This window comes from Bacillus sp. FSL M7-1345 (assembly GCF_038006985.1).
Taxonomy (GTDB): domain Bacteria; phylum Bacillota; class Bacilli; order Bacillales; family Bacillaceae_G; genus Bacillus_A; species Bacillus_A cereus_U.
Genome location: NZ_JBBOWG010000001.1, coordinates 1236994 through 1253550, shown reverse-complemented (window position 1 = coordinate 1253550; position 16557 = coordinate 1236994). Strand labels below are relative to the sequence as shown.

Genomic DNA, 16557 nt, shown 5'->3' with positions numbered 1-16557 from the left:
TATGTTCCCCCTTCATGAGCGACTATTCAAGACCTCAGCAATATGCATTACTTTTACTTCTTTTCCTAAACGCTCAATACGTCCGCCAATGTTTAACAAACACCCACAATCTGCACCGATTAAATAATCAGCACCTGTTTCCATTACACTATCTACTTTTTCATCTACCATTTGCTCAGAAATTGGAGTCATCTTAACTGAAAACGTTCCCCCAAACCCACAACAATTTTGCACGTTTGGCAGTTCTCTCACAGTTAATCCTTTTACGTTTGATAATAAAATTCCTGGTGCCTCTTTTACTCCAAGCAGGCGTGTCATATGACAAGATTTATGAATAGTAGCTATTCCTGGTAAACTTGCACCAACATCTGTAACTTTTAAAACATCTACAATAAATTGTGTGAATTCATATGTTTTATCAGCAACCTTTTGTGCACGTTTAGCCCACTTCGGATCATCTTTAAAAACATGCGGATACTCATGAAACATTGTCGCACAAGAGCCAGATGGCGTAACGATATATTCTGCATCTTCGAAAGTTTCAATCATATGTTTCATCGCTTCTTTTGCTGCTTCTACATGGCCGCTATTATAAGCAGGCTGACCACAACAAACTTGTGCTTCTGGAAATTCAATTTCACAACCTAAACGCTCCAATACTTCAACTGTTGCTTTGCCGACGTTTGTTTCAAACATATCGACTATACAAGTAACAAATAAAGTGACTTTCATAACTATAATTCCCCCTCATTACAACTTCGCCAACAATCATATGGTCATCAGATGACTAAGATTAGAAGAAGTAGGCTCAACCATGGCCTATCCTCTCCCTCTTCTAAAGAAAACGTTTACTTAATCTCTCTCTCTATTTTATCAGAAAATTAGAAAAATAAAAGATTAAATTACGAATTTATATCGCTTTTACCTGTGACAATATGTTCTACATTTGTTAAATGATTTAGCATTGCTTGCTGCGCTAATTCCACATCTTGCTTTAACACCGCATTATATATAGATTGATGCTCTTCTAAAAGTCGTTCTGATGTTGTTTGTTCACCATATAAAATAATGCGTCTTGATTCACCAATCGTTTCAGCAATCATCTCTGAAACATGATTCATGAGCTCAAGTAAGATGTTATTATGCGAAGACTCTGCAATTCCCATATGGAACTGAAAGTCTGCTTTTTCGCCAGCCTTTTCATCTCCAATGCTCTTTGCCATTTCATCTAACCAATGCTTCATATTTTGTAAATTAGCTTCCGTACGTTTTGCCGCTGCCGCTCGAACTGCCCCCACTTCGAGCACCTTCCGTACTTCTAATAAATTCAAAATATCCTCTTTCTTCATTAATAACTTGTTATTTAGTGATTTCGTTAATGAAGAAGGATCGAAATTCCTTACATATGTACCTTCTCCTTGTTTCATTTCAATTAAGCCCATTGCTCTTAGCGCACTTAGCGCTTCACGAACAGCAGATCTGCCAACTTGAAACTGCTCAGCTAATTGATGAACAGGAAGTAGTTTGTCACCAGGTTTTAACGTACCATTTTTAATCATTGTTAAAATAGCTTCAGATACTTCTTCGTAAATTTTTTTCGGTTTAATAGATTTGTACTCCAGTTAAATCACCTCAGTATCTTCCAAACAACAATTGTAACGTTTTATAAGAACTTAGCATCCATAACTATTTTAGAACGAATTAGTAAGAAGTACAAATGTTTTGTTCATAAAATAGTCAATTTTTTGATATTTGTTTGATATTAATTAATACATTTACGCGTAACTATTTACCTTCAATATGAAGAGCATATTCCAAAAGTTAGAATATGCTCTCCTCATCTTGTGCTTTTAATTTAATAATAACTGTCGTTCCCTTACCTTTTTCACTTTCTATTCTCCACTCACCATCATGTATATGAACAATTTGCCTTACAATTGCAAGACCTAAACCTGTTCCACCGTGTTGACGACTTCTCGCTTTATCTACTCGGTAAAAGCGTTCCCCGAGATTTTCTAAATGCTCTCTATCAATACCTATTCCTGTATCTTTTATGTGCAATTCACAATAATCATCGATTTGCTTTAATGTTATTATGATATCCCCGTTTTGATTTGTATAACGTATCGCATTATCTAACACATTATGAAGTACTTGTTGCATACGATCCTCATCAATCATTACGATAATTTCAGGATTTAAATTCGTTGAAATACGAAGGGTTTTTTCTATAAACTGTAACTCGTACGTATCTAGTACATCTTCAATAAGCTGTGAAAAAACGATAGGTTGTTTCTTTAGGGGAAAGTGTTCACCTTCTAGCTGCGCTAGATCTAATAAATCATGAACGAGGCGCTGCATGCGACCTGCCTCTTTATGAATAAGTTGCGTTACTTTTTCCTGCTGCGGCCCCTTCGCTACACCGTCTAAAATAGCTTCACTATATCCTTTAATATAACTAAGCGGTGTTCTAAGTTCATGCGAAACATTAGCTAAAAATTCCTTACGCTTTACATCTTCTGTTTCTAAAGAATTTGCCATTTTATTAAAAGCTTTTCCCAATCGTCCAATTTCATCTTCTGAAGAAATTGTAATCCGCTCTGAGAAATCTCCAGTAGCCAAATGATTTGCAACTCGTTCCATTTGCGAAAGCGGTCTCGTAATAGCGATAATAATTTTTCTACCAATCCATATTGTAATTAAAATCATTGCAAGTGCTAACGGCGCTAAAATAAGACCCATATCAAATATTAAGTCTTTTATACTTTTTAAAGGAATATAAGAGTATACAATACCAACTAATTTTTTATTATCTAAAACAGGGATGACAACACCCATAATATTACGATCAAAATGTTCTTCATACCCTATCTTTGTCACAGTTTTCCCATCTAATAGCGCCTGTCTATCCCCTTCACTTATAAGAGAATGATGGTGAACATCAAAAGGCAAACATGCGCTTAAATCACGCGGATTGTATACGAAAAGGACATCTGAACTAGATATTTGATCATATGCCCTTACTTTCTCTTCAAAAGTGGATACTCCTTCACGTTTATCATATTGCGTGGCAAGACGTTTCCCTTCCATTACTAATGAATCTTTTAAATTATCAACGTATAACTTTTCATATGAGTATAAAGATACAAAATAAAGAAAGGAAACTGTTACACATACTGCACATACTACTGTAAGCCAAAGCTTTTGTACCATCGTAAACATACGTTACACCTCAAATTTATAACCTACACCCCAAACGGTTTGAATGTAGTTTCCACTTTCTCCTAGCTTTAGACGCATCGTTTTCACATGCGTATCTACCGTTCTTGTACTTCCTGCATAATCATATCCCCACACCTTTTCAAGCAATTGTTCCCGGCTAAATACTTGTCCATTATGTTGGCAAAGAAAATATAGTAAATCGAACTCTTTTACCGTAAGAGGAATCGTCTCACCATTCGTCTCGACCCTCCTACTTTTTTCATTAATAAGAATCGGTCCAAATTGAATCTCTTCTTGCTGTTCTTGCTTTGTATATCGTCTTAAAACAGCTTCCATACGAGCAATTAGTTCCCCAGGACTAAATGGCTTTACAATATAATCATCTGCTCCCATACGTAAGCCGTTCACCCTATTCCACTCTTCACCTTTTGCTGTTAAAAATATAATAGGTACATCCGACGTTTTTCGAATCTCTTTACAAACTGAAAGCCCATCCATCTCAGGCATCATAATGTCTAGTACAACGAAATCGTAATGATCCGTCTCTAATTTTCGAAGTGCCTCTTTTCCATTTTCAGCTTCTCCCCACTCGTATCCGAAGTTATCTAAGTACATTCCGACAAGTTGCCTCATATCACTTTCGTCATCTACGACTAGCACTTTATATTTACTCATTGCCCTTCCCCTTCTCTCTCTATGAGTTGAAACGGTCCTTTACCGACTTTAATTGTTTGTTTTATTTTCATATTCTTCATATCCATTACGCATACTTCATCGCTATCATAACTAGCTACATATCCTTCTGCACCGCTTTTCAAAAATGCAAATGGATTAGATCCTACTTCTGCAAATCCTACCTCTTGATACGTACTTGCATCAAACTTTCTAAGCGTATTTGAACCGTGACTTAGCGCATATACATACTTATCATCCTTTGTTATATTCACAGGCATAAACGGAGCATGTAAAGAACGTATCATCTCTCCGCTCTGTAAAGAATACACTAATACTTTCTCATTCACTTGACTTCCATCACCATGTCCACCAATCCATATTTCTTTCCCATCAGCGCTAACCGTCGCTCCTGTTGATGCTGGCGGAATCATAAAGGACTGTATCACTTCTTTTTTCTTTGTATCAATGGTCGTTAGTTTCGTATCATAAAAGTTGAGTACAGATAACTGGTTATGATGCTCTACCATCGTTATCGGCCCTTTTCCTGTTGAAACACTCCCTGTCTCTTTTCCTTTTATCGTAAAGAACCTTACCTTTTGTTCATTTTGATCGGCAGCAAATAATTGTTTTCCATCATCTGATGCGATAACATTAGCAATTCCTTTTCCAGTCTTATATTTGTCCACTTGTCTTCCTTCTGCTAGTGAATATACATACATATATTCTAATTGCTTACCATAAACGAGTATTTCCTCGCCATTTGGAAGTAGCGTAACCCCCGCAATCGGCTCATTTAATTCCCATGTTGTTAATAGCTTCTTTGTTTTTTTATCAATAAAACTAATACTACCTTCCTTTATATTCGTTGTTATAATAACACTTTTATCTTTAGCAATCGGTGTATACGAACTTCCTTGACACCCTACTAATAGAAATAAAAAACAGAGAAGAAAAACATACTTTCTCAAAAGATTCCCTCCATCTTCGGATGATTTCGTTATAATTGTAAAGTAACAAATAAATGTGTGGAAAATGTGAAATCTTCCTTTATTAATAAACTTACATATATAATGTACAACAAATAGAATTTGAGGTGTGCAAATTATGCTTTTTTCTGATTTAGCGAATAAAATTGTACGTGAAGTACGCAGATTAATTACTGAAAACATTATTATTATTAATATACAAGGCATTATTATCGCAAGTACAGATGCGGAAAGAATCGGTCAATTTCATGAAGGGGCACTCCGCTGTGCGAAACAAAAGAATACTGTCATTATTACAAAAGATGATGAACGACGACTGCAAGGTGTAAAAGCTGGGATGAATCTTCCTTTACTATTCCATGACGAAGTAATCGGCGTGATTGGAATTACAGGAGAACCTGAAAATATTTCACAATACGGAGAAATATTACGTAAGATGACCGAATTATTAATTCATGAAAACTACTTTTTAGAACAACTAGAACTTGAGCACCGTTCTTATGAAGCATTTGTCTTTGATTGGCTTCAAAATACAGACTGGTCTCCAAGTTTTCTCGATCGTGCAAAAACGCTTGGCATTGATTTATATAAGAAGAAACAACTTATTTTATTATCAATCGCCCAAGATAATACGATGCTCCAGCGTAAAATTTGGCAACATCTGCGCAACATTTTAGCAAAAGAAAATTTATTTGTTCGCTGGGGAAATGATCGGTTTATTTTGTTTACAACAATGCACTCCAAAGAGCAAACCTTTCAATTTTTAAAACGTTTAAAACAAGACTGTGCAACTTTATTTTCTATTACTTTATATATCGGGATTGGACAAACAGTTATGCCAAGCAATATGAACTTATCGTACGAACAAGCACTACGCGCCCTTTCAGTATCACTTGAAACGAAAAAAATTGTATTTAATGAAGATTTACGTTTAGAAATGTGCTTACAAGATATTTCTACTGAAACCCGGGAACAGTTTCTAGAGCGTACTATTGAAAACTTAGTATCATCTCCTGAGCTTATGCACACTCTACGTTTATTTATCGATTATAACCAATCTTATAAGCAAACAGCTGAGCAATTACATATACACATTAACACACTGCATTACAGGCTAAAAAAGATTGAAGAACATACAGGACTTGACCCGAAACAATTCAAAGATTTAAATTTTTTATACTTCGCACTCCTCTTATTAGATAATCATACAAAAAATAACGATAAAATAGATTAATCTTTAGATGATTGTATATAGAAAGAATCCCCCTACTTTTTTATCATTATAATGAAAGCACTGTTACAACGTTTTTTATTATTACTAAATACGTTAACAGTTTGAGGGGGATTTCCAATGTTAGAAAAGCAAATTATTGATTCATTCGTATCTATTGTTGGCGAAGATAATGTAGATACATCCAATATGGGGCGTTTAACTTATAGTTATGATGCCACTCCAAACTTCCAAGCGATGCCTGATGCAGTCATTGCTCCTCGTAATACAAATGAAGTAGCAGACGTGTTAAAAGTGTGTAACACTCATAAAATCCCGGTATATGTTCGCGGGTCTGGAACAAATCTTTGCGCTGGTACGTGTCCACTTGAAGGTGGTATCGTCCTTATTTTCCGCCATATGAACAATATTTTAGAAATTGACGAAGAGAATTTAACAATTACTGTACAAGCTGGTGTTATTACACTTGATATTATTAAAGCAGTAGAAGAAAAAGGTTTATTTTATCCACCAGATCCAAGCTCTATGAAAATTTCTACAATCGGCGGTAACATTAATGAAAACTCCGGCGGATTACGTGGTTTAAAATATGGCGTAACACGTGATTATGTAATGGGGCTAGAAATTGTCTTACCGAACGGCGATATCATTCGCACTGGCGGTAAATTAGCAAAAGATGTAGCTGGTTATGATTTAACTCGTTTATTTATTGGTTCTGAAGGAACACTTGGTGTTGTTACGGAAGCTATATTAAAACTTGTCCCTATGCCTGAAACGAAGAAAACGATGCTTGCGCTATATGAAGATATTAACGAAGCTGCTCGAGCTGTTTCTGCTATTATTGCAAATAAAATTATTCCAGCGACACTTGAGTTTTTAGACCAACCAACAATTGAAGTTGTAGAAGAGTTTGCACAAATCGGTTTACCAACTGACGTTAAAGCAATTTTATTAATTGAACAAGACGGTCCACCTGAGGTTGTCAATCGAGATATCGAAAAAATGGCTAACGTTTGCCGTGCTATGAATGCGGTCGATGTTCGCGTTGCAAAAGATGAAGCCGAAGCAGATGCGCTTCGTACAGCACGCCGTAGTGCACTATCAGCACTTGCAAGACTAAAACCGACAACAATATTAGAGGATGCAACTGTACCACGTTCACAAATCGCTCCAATGGTTGAAGCAATTAATGCAATTGCAAAGAAATATAATATTCCTATTTGTACTTTTGGTCATGCTGGTGATGGTAATTTGCACCCAACTTGTATGACAGATGCCCGTAATGAAGAAGAAATGCACCGTGCTGAACAAGCTTTTGCTGAAATATTTGCAAAAGCGATTGAGCTTGGTGGTACGATTACTGGTGAACATGGTGTTGGTGCGATGAAAGCTCCGTATTTAGAAATGAAATTAGGTAAAGAAGGTATCGCTGCTATGCAAGGGATTAAACAAGCCTTCGATCCAAACAACATTATGAATCCTGGAAAGATGTTCGCGAAAGACTCTCGTAAAAGAGTGGTGGTTGAGCGATGACCACATTAAATAAAGAAAACATTCAAAAGGAATTTAAAGAACGATTAAGTGAAGATGAACTATTAAATTGTATGCGATGCGGTTTTTGTTTACCGACTTGTCCTACTTACATTCAATCCGGGTATAAAGAATCACATTCGCCGCGCGGGCGTATCGCCTTAATGAAAGCCGTCGCTGATGGTTTAATTGAGCCAGATGAAGATGTTGAAAATACATTAAACGTCTGCCTTGGCTGTCGTGCTTGTGAACCTGTTTGTCCGTCTGGTGTGAATTATGGACATTTATTAGAAGAAGCTCGTGATATTATTAATCAAAATAAAAAATTCTCAGTGCCCGTGAGAGCTGTTCGTAAAGTCGTTTTTGAAGGACTATTCCCGCATCAAAACCGAATGAGAACATTAACAGGGCTAATCGGATTTTACCAGCGTTCTGGTTTACAAACGCTAACACATAAAACTGGTATTATGAAGTTATTCCCTGAAACACTTGCAACGATAGATCTCGTTTTGCCAAAAGTCCCTAAAATGAAAGCAATGAAAGATCGTCCTGAATTTTTACCTGCTGAGGTGGCAAAGAAAAAACAAGTTGCATTCTTCACAGGTTGTTTAATGGATACGATGTTTTTAGAAACAAATAACGCAACGATGAAACTTCTTCAGTTAGCTGGTTGTGATATCGTTATTCCGAAAACACAAAGTTGCTGCGGGGCATTACATGGGCATGCTGGTGAAAAGAGTGGAGCAAAAGAATTAGCAAAACGAAATATAAAAGCATTCGAAGATTTAAACATCGATTATATTATTACGAATGCAGGTGGTTGCGGAGCTTACCTCGTAGACTATGATTACCTTTTAAAGGATGATCCAGAATGGGCTGAGCGCGCAAAGCAATTTGTTTCTAAAATTAAAGATATTACTGCTATACTAGTAGAACTAGATTTCCATAAACGTAATGACTTACGACTCACGCCGCAAATCATTACGTATCAAGACTCTTGTCATTTACGCAATGTTATGCGAACATCTTCTGAACCTCGTATGTTACTAGAAGCCATCCAAGGTGCAACATATCGCGAAATGAAAGATGCGGACCGTGTGCATGAAACAGACGCGGCGACAATTGTTACTGCAAATCCAGGTTGTCTATTACAAATGAAATTAGGTATTGAACGAGAAGATCTTTCTCATAAAATGAGAGGAATTCACATTGTAGATTTATTATTAGAAGCAATTGAAACCAACTCGTAATAACTCGTAACATACGTAATAATAGGAAAACGGCTATCTCCTTCGTCTATGTAAAGAGATAGCCGCTTTTTTGTCTGCTACAACATTAAAAATATGTTACTTTATTATAAAAAAGAACAACAGAAACATTACAGTTTTGTAAAAATCAATCCAGTATATTCCTCAAAAAAATGTTCAAACCATTGATACAATAGGATTCTTTATTTTCCATTTAGGTAAATCTATCCAAAAACCCTCTCTTAAAACCAAGTATAAAAATGCTAAAAATTCCTTTTATACTCTATGTTTCTCTTATTTCTTCCCTTTTCTTCTCTTAGGATAAATTAGGTAATTTCAAAGTCTATGAATTTTTTCCCATCTTTTTTCTTGTAAATTGTATGCTACGATGGATTTGTCAGTCAGACAGGCTGTCAAAAACAAATCGTGTGAAAACAAATTAAAACTTTATATAGGAGGACACACATCATGAAAAAGCGTCTTTTATTATCTGTAGCTGCTGCAACAGCTCTTACTTTAGGAGTATCATCTTTAGATGCACAAGCTGCAACAGTACAACCATCTAACATAAAGGTTCAAAATATTCAGCATTCAAAAGTAATGATGAAACAAATGAGCCAACAAGAATTACAAGCATTCTTACAATCTATGGGAGTTGAGTCATTAGCACAATGGAATCAAGGTCAATTCCAACAAGATTGCTTCATTCCTGGTCAACAGCCTACTGAAAATGTTGTAACTGAACAACCAACAGCTAAGCCAGAAGCTCAAAAGCCTGCTGAGGAAACTCAAAAACCAGCGGAACAAAAGCCTGCTGAAGAAGTTGCTAAACCAGAAGCTCAAAAACCAGTTGAAAACAACAATACTCAAAATGAAACACAAAAACCTGCTGAGCAAAAGCCTGCTGAAGAAGCAAAATCTTTAAGCGAATTCGAACAACGCGTTGTTGAATTAACAAACGCTGAGCGTACAAAACAAGGCTTACCAGCATTACAAATTGATACTGAATTAAGCAAAGTTGCACGCGCTAAATCTGAAGATATGCAAAAGAATAACTACTTTGATCATAACAGCCCTACATACGGGTCTCCGTTCGACATGATGAAGAAATTTGGTATTTCTTATACATCTGCAGGTGAAAACATCGCACAAGGCCAACGTACACCAGAAGAAGTTGTACAAGCTTGGATGAACAGTACTGGACACCGTGCAAACATTTTAAATAGCGGCTTCACTCATATCGGTGTTGGTTATGTAGAAAGCGGCAACTACTGGACACAACAATTTATTACGAAGTAAATAGATTAAAAGAGTCTTCTCATGATGAGAAGACTCTTTTTTATGTTTCATAGCTTTCTAATATGTATGCGTATAAAATGTAGAACATAAACAAAATAGACCCGCAGCTTATTACACTAATTAACAAATAAAATCCCCACTTCAGGCTCAAAAGCAATGAAAATAATATGCTGCATGCCATCACTTGAAAGATCCGCCTACTAACTAAACGGATTTTTTGTAATTTGATCGGTTCTTTCTCTCTATCCTTCACCTTTTTAAACACTTTACTAAACATAAAAAGAAACATACTAATTCCAATCGTTAGTCCTGTCTGAAAGGATATAATACTTCCCAAATTAATAAAGAGAATTAGTAGATGGACAAACATCATAAATAAAGTAATACTCTTTATAAATCCACTTATAATGAAATGCTCTCCTTCATTAAACTTATATATATTATGTGAAATAACATATACTAATCCATGTAAAATAATAATAAGGACAGGAATACATAATACGACAACTTGTTTACTCATAAACTCGTTCGCTCCACCATTCTCGTTCCAATGCACTGCCATACGAGTTGGTAAATATGGATAAATACATAGAGTAAGTAAAAGACAAGCGAAAAATATCCCTAGCATATATTTATATTTGATCAAGTAATTCTCACCTCTCTTTTCTCTTAACGGCTTCGCCTCTTTTAGAGAAATCCCTGCAAAAATCTACCTTTTTCAACTTTAAGCTTACACTTTACCCATTTTCTCTTTCAAATTTTTTCATTGTGTCGTTTAAATTTGTAGGGAAAGGTACGTCAACCACGATCTCTTCTTTCGTAATCGGATGCAAAAAATTAATCTTCATCGCATGTAACGCTTGCCCGGACATATATTTTGTTTGCCCACCATATAATACATCCCCAACTAATGGATTTCCATTATAGCTCATATGAACGCGAATTTGATGCGTTCTACCGGTTTCTAACTGTAACGTTACGAGCGTCGTATTTTGTTTTTTAAAATATTTCTCTACTTTATAATACGTTATAGCTTGGTCTCCCTTTGGAGAAACACGGCGCCTTGTAGCATGATGTCGATCTCTTCCGACGGCCGCGTCAATTGTCCCCTGCTTCTTTTTTACTCTTCCTTCAACAAGTGCCGTATACGTTCTTTTAATTTTCCGTTCCATTAATAAACGATCCATAATTGCACCCGCAATTCTATGTTTTGCGAATACAACACCACCTGTCGTATCTTTATCTAACCTATGGATATGACGAACCTTCGTCTCTAAACCTTGCATTTGAAAATGAAAAGCAACAAGATTGGCAAGTGTTCCCATCCCATTTTTTTCAGAAGGATGTGTATCCATTTGCTCAGGCTTATTTACAATGAGTACGTGATCGTCTTCAAACACTACATTTAATTCACCATATTCCGGCTCTACGCCGTACTCCTCCTCCATAAACATATGAACTTGTAACTTATCTCCTTCTTTTAAAAGTTCATTCCATCTCCTCTGTTCTCCGTTAACCGTAACACCTTTTTCCATACGAAGCTGATGTAATAACTTTTTTGGTACTTCCCATTCTACTTTTAACAACGACTCAATACTTATACCATTCCACGTCGCTGGAACCGTAATTTCACACCATTCGCCCTTTTTCTTTGTTTCCATACTATAATCACCTTATTTCTATTGATTCTCTCATTGTAACGGAAAACATACTTTGATGCACCGTCAAAAATAGAGGACAGTCTTATAATCGACTGTCCCCTCACGCTCTAAGCCTTTTCATCTCCTGCAACACTTCTTCAGCTTTTTGTTCATACAATAAATCTTTAAAGAAATCCGCCAATCGTTTATAGTCGTTGTACGTATCTAATAAGTCGTCTATTTTCTCCCCTTTCATAACTTGCTGTTTTTGCTTCATTTTTACTGGATAACGATACCCCGATACTTCTTGTATCTTGTAATACTCATCCTCTACTTGAATGACCTTTACAATTTCTTCTTCTTCCGCATCCATCGTATAACCGTCGAATTCTCTAAGTAGTTCATAAATGATATGAGTCCATTCATCTTTTGGATAAAACCCTTTTTCTAACCGATAGCCGACAATGCGATACAAATGTCCATCGTTTTCAGCAAATTGTACTGTATCATTTAGCTTAAACTTAAAATAACGAAACATTGCCTTCACCTACTTGTATGTATTGTTCTTATCACATACTATTTACAAAATATAGGCCTCGCTATTCATAAAAAAATACTCATCTTATAGATGAGCATTTTTTACGATGATTTTTCTCTTTTCTTTCGAAATGGTAACCACCAGTTCCAATCTCCAAACAATTTCATTAAACTTGGTACAAGCATAAGTCGAATAATTGTTGCATCAAGAAATATCGCTAATGCGACTCCAATACCCATCTGCTTTACTGGCAAAATATCAGTAAAGGCGAACGCACCGGTAACAACAATCATAATTAAAGCAGCGGATGTAATGATGCGGCTTGTCGAGACAAGCCCTTCTAGCGTTGCTTGATCGTTATCTCCAGTTTCCTCATATAACTCATGGATTCGTGAAATAAGAAATACTTCATAATCCATGCTAAGCCCAAATACGAGGCCGAAAATAAAGATTGGTAATACAAATAAAACTGAACTCTCATCTAATCCGAAATGACCACCTTCAAATAACCAAATAACAATTCCAATTGTTGCACTTAAACTAAGTACATTCATAATAATCGCCTTTATTGGAATGAGTATCGAGCGGAATGCGAATAATAAAATAACAAAGGTTGACCCAAATATAACAGACATACCAATTGCAACTTTATCTTTAATTTCATCTTCCAACTCTTGTTGGAACGTTGTCATCCCGCCTAAATAATAAGTAACATCGTTTTCTTTATAATTCTTTTTGAAATCACGAACCCATTGTTTTGCAGTTTCTGTACTTGGCTTCGTATCCAAAAAGACTTCCATTGTTGTTTTATTTCCTTTCGTATACGCTTCAAATACAGGAGCTATTTTCGCCGCTTCTGGTGATTGTAACATTCCCGCAACTTGATCTGCTTTCATTCCATTTAGCCCGTCATATACACTTGTCACCTTATATACTTGCTTGTCATCTTTTAACTTTTGAACGACATCTTCTACCTTTTGTAAGCTTTCTTTTTCTGTTATATCATCCTTCGTCTCTACTACTAAAGTAACATCGGCGTGTGTTTTGACAGTCTTATTAAAGGCTTCTTCATACTTCTCAAATGCAATTCTCGTATCACTCTTTTCAGGTAACGCTTCAACACCAGGAAACTGCAAGTTAGCTGTACGTAGCGGTAATAAACAAATAACAATAAATGTTATAACAACAATAATCATGACGATTGGATGTTTCATTACAAACTGTGCAAATTTACGCCAGACCTTTGATGGCGTAGGCGCCGCCTGATTCTTTTTTAATATCCTTTTACCAATTAAAGATAATAGTGCTGGAAGAAGTGTGAGCGAAAACAAAATACTCATAATAACGACAATCATCCCGCTAATAGCAACAGACTGAATATAATCTATCTTAAAGAAAAATAAGCCTGATAAACCGACGAATACACATAACCCTGAAAATACGATAGCGCGTCCTGCCGTTTGATACGTAATCGCTATCGCTTCTTTCACTGTTCTCTTCGCAACTTCCTCTCGGAAACGATTTACAAATAACAGTGCGAAATCAATTGATAATGCGAGCCCAATCATCGGCGCAACATTTAACACGAAAATAGATAGCTCTTTATCACTACCTATAAAATATAAAATCCCCATCGTACTAATGACACTAAGCGCGCCATTTACAATCGGTAAAATAGACGCAATCAGACTACCAAATGAGAATAATAGTACGAGAAAAGCAATAGGTAATCCAATCATCTCTGCTACTTTTAAATCATTTTGCGTTCTTTCATTAATCTCTTGATTAATTTTCGGATATCCTGTCGGTGTTACTTTTAATACGCTATTACTTTCCTTCTCGATTTTTTCGGCGAATTGTAATGTCTTTTCCATTCGTTCTTTATTTGTTTTCCCGGAAAATAAAATCGTCGCATAACCGATATCATCTTGTAACATCTCTTTATTTTGCATGGGATGATGGAAAGATTCGTATGTTTCCTTCTCTTGAATTTGATTTATTATCCCCTCTATACGCTTTTGGAAATCCTCATGCGAAGTATTTTTTTCCTTTTCAAAAACGAGTAAAAGTGTATCTTGAGACTGCTTAAAATCTTTATCTAAAATTTCTTTCGTCTTTTGATAATCTCCTTCTGTTTGGAAACCATCACCGCCCAATACTCCTGGAAGTTTTGGAGCAAAAATACCGAGCACTATCGCAAGTAGTAGTAATGCTACAATTACTGTATAACGAAATTGATACAAAAAAGTTCCTAACTTCCCCCACTTATCAATTTTATGTACATTTGTCTTCACACATTTTCACCTACTTTATATAATTCACTTATCATTTATACTGTATCACATCTCCCCATAAACAAAAAACGTCTAGAAAAACTATAATACTAGTTTTTCTAGACGTTTTTCTATCTTTCGTTATTAAGTCCCAATCTCTCGGTAAGTAAACGATGACAATAAATTGCGATGATTAACAAAATGCCACCTGCGCAGTAACCTGCTAAAATATCGGTTGGATAATGTACATTTAAAATGACTCTACTTAATCCAATCAATATAATTAATATGCCCATCGAAATCGTAATACCACATTTTCCAGCTATACTTTTCACATTCGCAGCAATGATATAGGCAAGAAAACCGAATGTTATGATAGATAGCATTGCATGTCCACTTGGGAAGCTATACCCAAGTGCGTCAAGTGCCTCATTTAATGATGGGCGGTCTCTTTTTGCAATTTCTTTTATCCCTTTATTAACAAGATGTGTCGTTAATATAGCCATTGGATACACAATCATAGCAGCATAATAACGCTTTTTCCAAAAAACGAACAAGCTTATAATTAGTGTCGTTATAACTCCAATTGCAGATCCTAACTTTGTAAAGTATGTGAAGAATGTAAGTGAGCTTTCCGTTTGTAATCCTTTCACCATATCACGTACGTATGTATCCATCATTGTAACACCACCTACATGTACCCTCCAAGCGATGATGCTAAATAGAACAAACAACAAAATGATACACATTAATTCATACTGATGTAACTTTTTCTTCAATCGATTTCCTCCTACTATGAAAAAATGCGATTTCTACTTTAGAAACCGCATTTTCTTACTTATTTACCTTTTGTTTTCAGCTCTGTCCAGTAGCGATCGTAGTCTTTTAACTTATCGTCTACATCAACAAGCCACTCTGTACGATCTAATTCTTCTTTTGTTAAGAAGATCATGTGATTATCACGATATTCTTTACTATGAAGAGGATGAGCTTTTTCATTTGGATTACTGTAACCAATTGACTCGTAGTTTTTCACACTTACTTTTTCATCTAATAAGTAGTTCATAAACTTCTCTGCAAGTTCTTTATGTTTCGCACCTTTTGGAATCGCTAACGTGTCAGCCCAAATTGTGCCTCCTTCTTTTGGTACAACGTATCCTACATCTTTGTTATCTTTCGCAATAAATGCTGCGTCTCCAGACCAAACTGTCCCGATCCACGCATCTTCTGTAATGAATTTTTGTTTAATATTATCTGTATCAAATGCTAATAAGTTTGGAAGTAGCTTCTGTAAATCATTAGACGCTGTCTTTAACTGTGCATCCTCTTTCGTGCTATTAGAGAAACCATTTTTCTTAAGTCCCATTCCTAATACTTCACGAGAATCGTTTAATAAAGTAACATGTCCTTTATATTTCTCGTTCCATAAATCATTCCAGCTTGTAGGTGTTTCTTTCACATACTTTTTATTGTATGCAATTCCTGTTACACCCCAAGTATATACTAGAGAATACTTATTCTCTGGATCAAATGCAGGTGTTTTAAAGTTAGAAACAAGGTTCTCGATGTTCGGGATGTTCTTCTTATCTAAAGGCGCTAATAAGTCCATCTTCGCCATCGTTTTCACCATGTAATCAGATGGCTGAATTAAATCATATGTCGCGCCACCAGCTTGTAATTTCGCAAGCATTTCTTCATTACTTGCATATTTATCATAGTTAATTTTCACGTTATATTTCTTTTCAAAATCTTTTAAAACTTGCTCATCAAAATTGTCAGCCCAGCTATAAATGTTTAATTCTTCTTTTTTCTCACCACAACCAGCAAGTACACCTGCAGCAAGACTGAAGCTAATTGCTATACCAGCTAATCTCTTCACTAATTTCATCGGTTTATTACCTCCTCGTTCTTTCTAT

15 protein-coding genes are annotated in these 16557 nt (G+C 35.8%); 4 read left to right on the top strand and 11 right to left on the bottom strand.

All coding sequences use genetic code 11. The annotated features are described in order from the left end of the window. Positions 1–12: 12 nt before the first annotated feature. The 5 genes from MHB76_RS06490 to MHB76_RS06470 form a co-directional block, all read right to left on the bottom strand. A complete protein-coding gene (locus tag MHB76_RS06490; protein WP_002149679.1) occupies positions 13–732 on the bottom strand; it encodes a (Fe-S)-binding protein in 720 nt (239 codons plus the stop codon). A gap of 170 nt (positions 733–902) precedes the next feature. Further along, positions 903–1592, bottom strand: a complete 690-nt coding sequence (locus MHB76_RS06485; RefSeq protein WP_256416076.1) for a FadR/GntR family transcriptional regulator — start codon at positions 1590–1592, stop codon at positions 903–905. Between the two features lie 229 nt (positions 1593–1821). Then, entirely contained in the window at positions 1822–3222 is a 1401-nt protein-coding gene (locus MHB76_RS06480) for a sensor histidine kinase (protein ID WP_002158759.1), read from the bottom strand. A gap of 3 nt (positions 3223–3225) precedes the next feature. Further along, entirely contained in the window at positions 3226–3897 is a 672-nt protein-coding gene (locus MHB76_RS06475; protein WP_002158760.1) for a response regulator transcription factor, read from the bottom strand. Continuing rightward, positions 3894–4865 carry a hypothetical protein gene (locus MHB76_RS06470; protein WP_002201269.1) on the bottom strand — a complete coding sequence of 324 codons (972 nt, stop codon included), beginning with the start codon at positions 4863–4865 and terminating at the stop codon, positions 3894–3896. The genes MHB76_RS06475 and MHB76_RS06470 overlap by 4 nt, the downstream gene beginning before the upstream one ends. 136 nt (positions 4866–5001) lie before the next feature. On the opposite strand from MHB76_RS06470, the gene MHB76_RS06465 reads away from it, so the two are divergent. The 4 genes from MHB76_RS06465 to MHB76_RS06450 all read left to right on the top strand — a co-directional run bounded on the left by MHB76_RS06465 (position 5002) and on the right by MHB76_RS06450 (position 10190). Continuing rightward, positions 5002–6117: a CdaR family transcriptional regulator gene (locus MHB76_RS06465; RefSeq protein ID WP_078173267.1), complete on the top strand. Its 1116-nt coding sequence runs from the start codon at positions 5002–5004 to the stop codon at positions 6115–6117. A 117-nt stretch (positions 6118–6234) separates the two neighbouring features. After that, positions 6235–7647 (top strand): glycolate oxidase subunit GlcD, encoded by a 1413-nt coding sequence (glcD, locus tag MHB76_RS06460; protein WP_002158763.1) that lies wholly within the window; start codon positions 6235–6237, stop codon positions 7645–7647. Then, positions 7644–8894, top strand: a complete 1251-nt coding sequence (locus MHB76_RS06455) for a (Fe-S)-binding protein (RefSeq protein ID WP_078173268.1) — start codon at positions 7644–7646, stop codon at positions 8892–8894. The genes glcD and MHB76_RS06455 overlap by 4 nt, the downstream gene beginning before the upstream one ends. A gap of 465 nt (positions 8895–9359) precedes the next feature. Beyond that, positions 9360–10190: a CAP domain-containing protein gene (locus MHB76_RS06450; protein WP_340986026.1), complete on the top strand. Its 831-nt coding sequence runs from the start codon at positions 9360–9362 to the stop codon at positions 10188–10190. 40 nt (positions 10191–10230) lie between these two features. Here MHB76_RS06450 and MHB76_RS06445 read toward each other — a convergent pair whose 3' ends face one another. The 6 genes from MHB76_RS06445 to potD all read right to left on the bottom strand — a co-directional run bounded on the left by MHB76_RS06445 (position 10231) and on the right by potD (position 16529). Continuing rightward, a complete protein-coding gene (locus MHB76_RS06445; protein ID WP_078173270.1) occupies positions 10231–10836 on the bottom strand; it encodes a DUF1648 domain-containing protein in 606 nt (201 codons plus the stop codon). 91 nt (positions 10837–10927) lie between these two features. Continuing rightward, positions 10928–11851 carry an RluA family pseudouridine synthase gene (locus tag MHB76_RS06440; RefSeq protein ID WP_078173271.1) on the bottom strand — a complete coding sequence of 308 codons (924 nt, stop codon included), beginning with the start codon at positions 11849–11851 and terminating at the stop codon, positions 10928–10930. A gap of 100 nt (positions 11852–11951) precedes the next feature. Further along, entirely contained in the window at positions 11952–12368 is a 417-nt protein-coding gene (locus tag MHB76_RS06435) for a histidinol dehydrogenase (RefSeq protein ID WP_078173272.1), read from the bottom strand. 101 nt (positions 12369–12469) lie between these two features. Continuing rightward, on the bottom strand, positions 12470–14662 hold the full coding sequence (locus tag MHB76_RS06430; protein WP_002202712.1) for an MMPL family transporter: 2193 nt from the start codon (positions 14660–14662) through the stop codon (positions 12470–12472). Positions 14663–14772: 110 nt separating this feature from the next. Further along, positions 14773–15420 (bottom strand): phosphatase PAP2 family protein, encoded by a 648-nt coding sequence (locus tag MHB76_RS06425; RefSeq protein ID WP_002158770.1) that lies wholly within the window; start codon positions 15418–15420, stop codon positions 14773–14775. Positions 15421–15479: 59 nt separating this feature from the next. Further along, positions 15480–16529, bottom strand: a complete 1050-nt coding sequence (gene potD, locus MHB76_RS06420) for a spermidine/putrescine ABC transporter substrate-binding protein PotD (RefSeq protein WP_078173273.1) — start codon at positions 16527–16529, stop codon at positions 15480–15482. Between the last annotated feature and the right edge of the window lie 28 nt (positions 16530–16557).

What these genes read in the sequence shown, in the direction of transcription:
- MHB76_RS06435 (WP_078173272.1), bottom strand. Translation starts at nt 12,368, where the DNA reads ATGTTTCGTTATTTTAAGTTTAAGCTAAATGATACAGTACAATTTGCT.
- MHB76_RS06450 (WP_340986026.1), top strand. Translation starts at nt 9,360, where the DNA reads ATGAAAAAGCGTCTTTTATTATCTGTAGCTGCTGCAACAGCTCTTACT.
- potD (WP_078173273.1), bottom strand. Translation starts at nt 16,529, where the DNA reads ATGAAATTAGTGAAGAGATTAGCTGGTATAGCAATTAGCTTCAGTCTT.
- MHB76_RS06465 (WP_078173267.1), top strand. Translation starts at nt 5,002, where the DNA reads ATGCTTTTTTCTGATTTAGCGAATAAAATTGTACGTGAAGTACGCAGA.
- MHB76_RS06440 (WP_078173271.1), bottom strand. Translation starts at nt 11,851, where the DNA reads ATGGAAACAAAGAAAAAGGGCGAATGGTGTGAAATTACGGTTCCAGCG.
- MHB76_RS06480 (WP_002158759.1), bottom strand. Translation starts at nt 3,222, where the DNA reads ATGTTTACGATGGTACAAAAGCTTTGGCTTACAGTAGTATGTGCAGTA.
- glcD (WP_002158763.1), top strand. Translation starts at nt 6,235, where the DNA reads ATGTTAGAAAAGCAAATTATTGATTCATTCGTATCTATTGTTGGCGAA.
- MHB76_RS06455 (WP_078173268.1), top strand. Translation starts at nt 7,644, where the DNA reads ATGACCACATTAAATAAAGAAAACATTCAAAAGGAATTTAAAGAACGA.
- MHB76_RS06475 (WP_002158760.1), bottom strand. Translation starts at nt 3,897, where the DNA reads ATGAGTAAATATAAAGTGCTAGTCGTAGATGACGAAAGTGATATGAGG.
- MHB76_RS06490 (WP_002149679.1), bottom strand. Translation starts at nt 732, where the DNA reads ATGAAAGTCACTTTATTTGTTACTTGTATAGTCGATATGTTTGAAACA.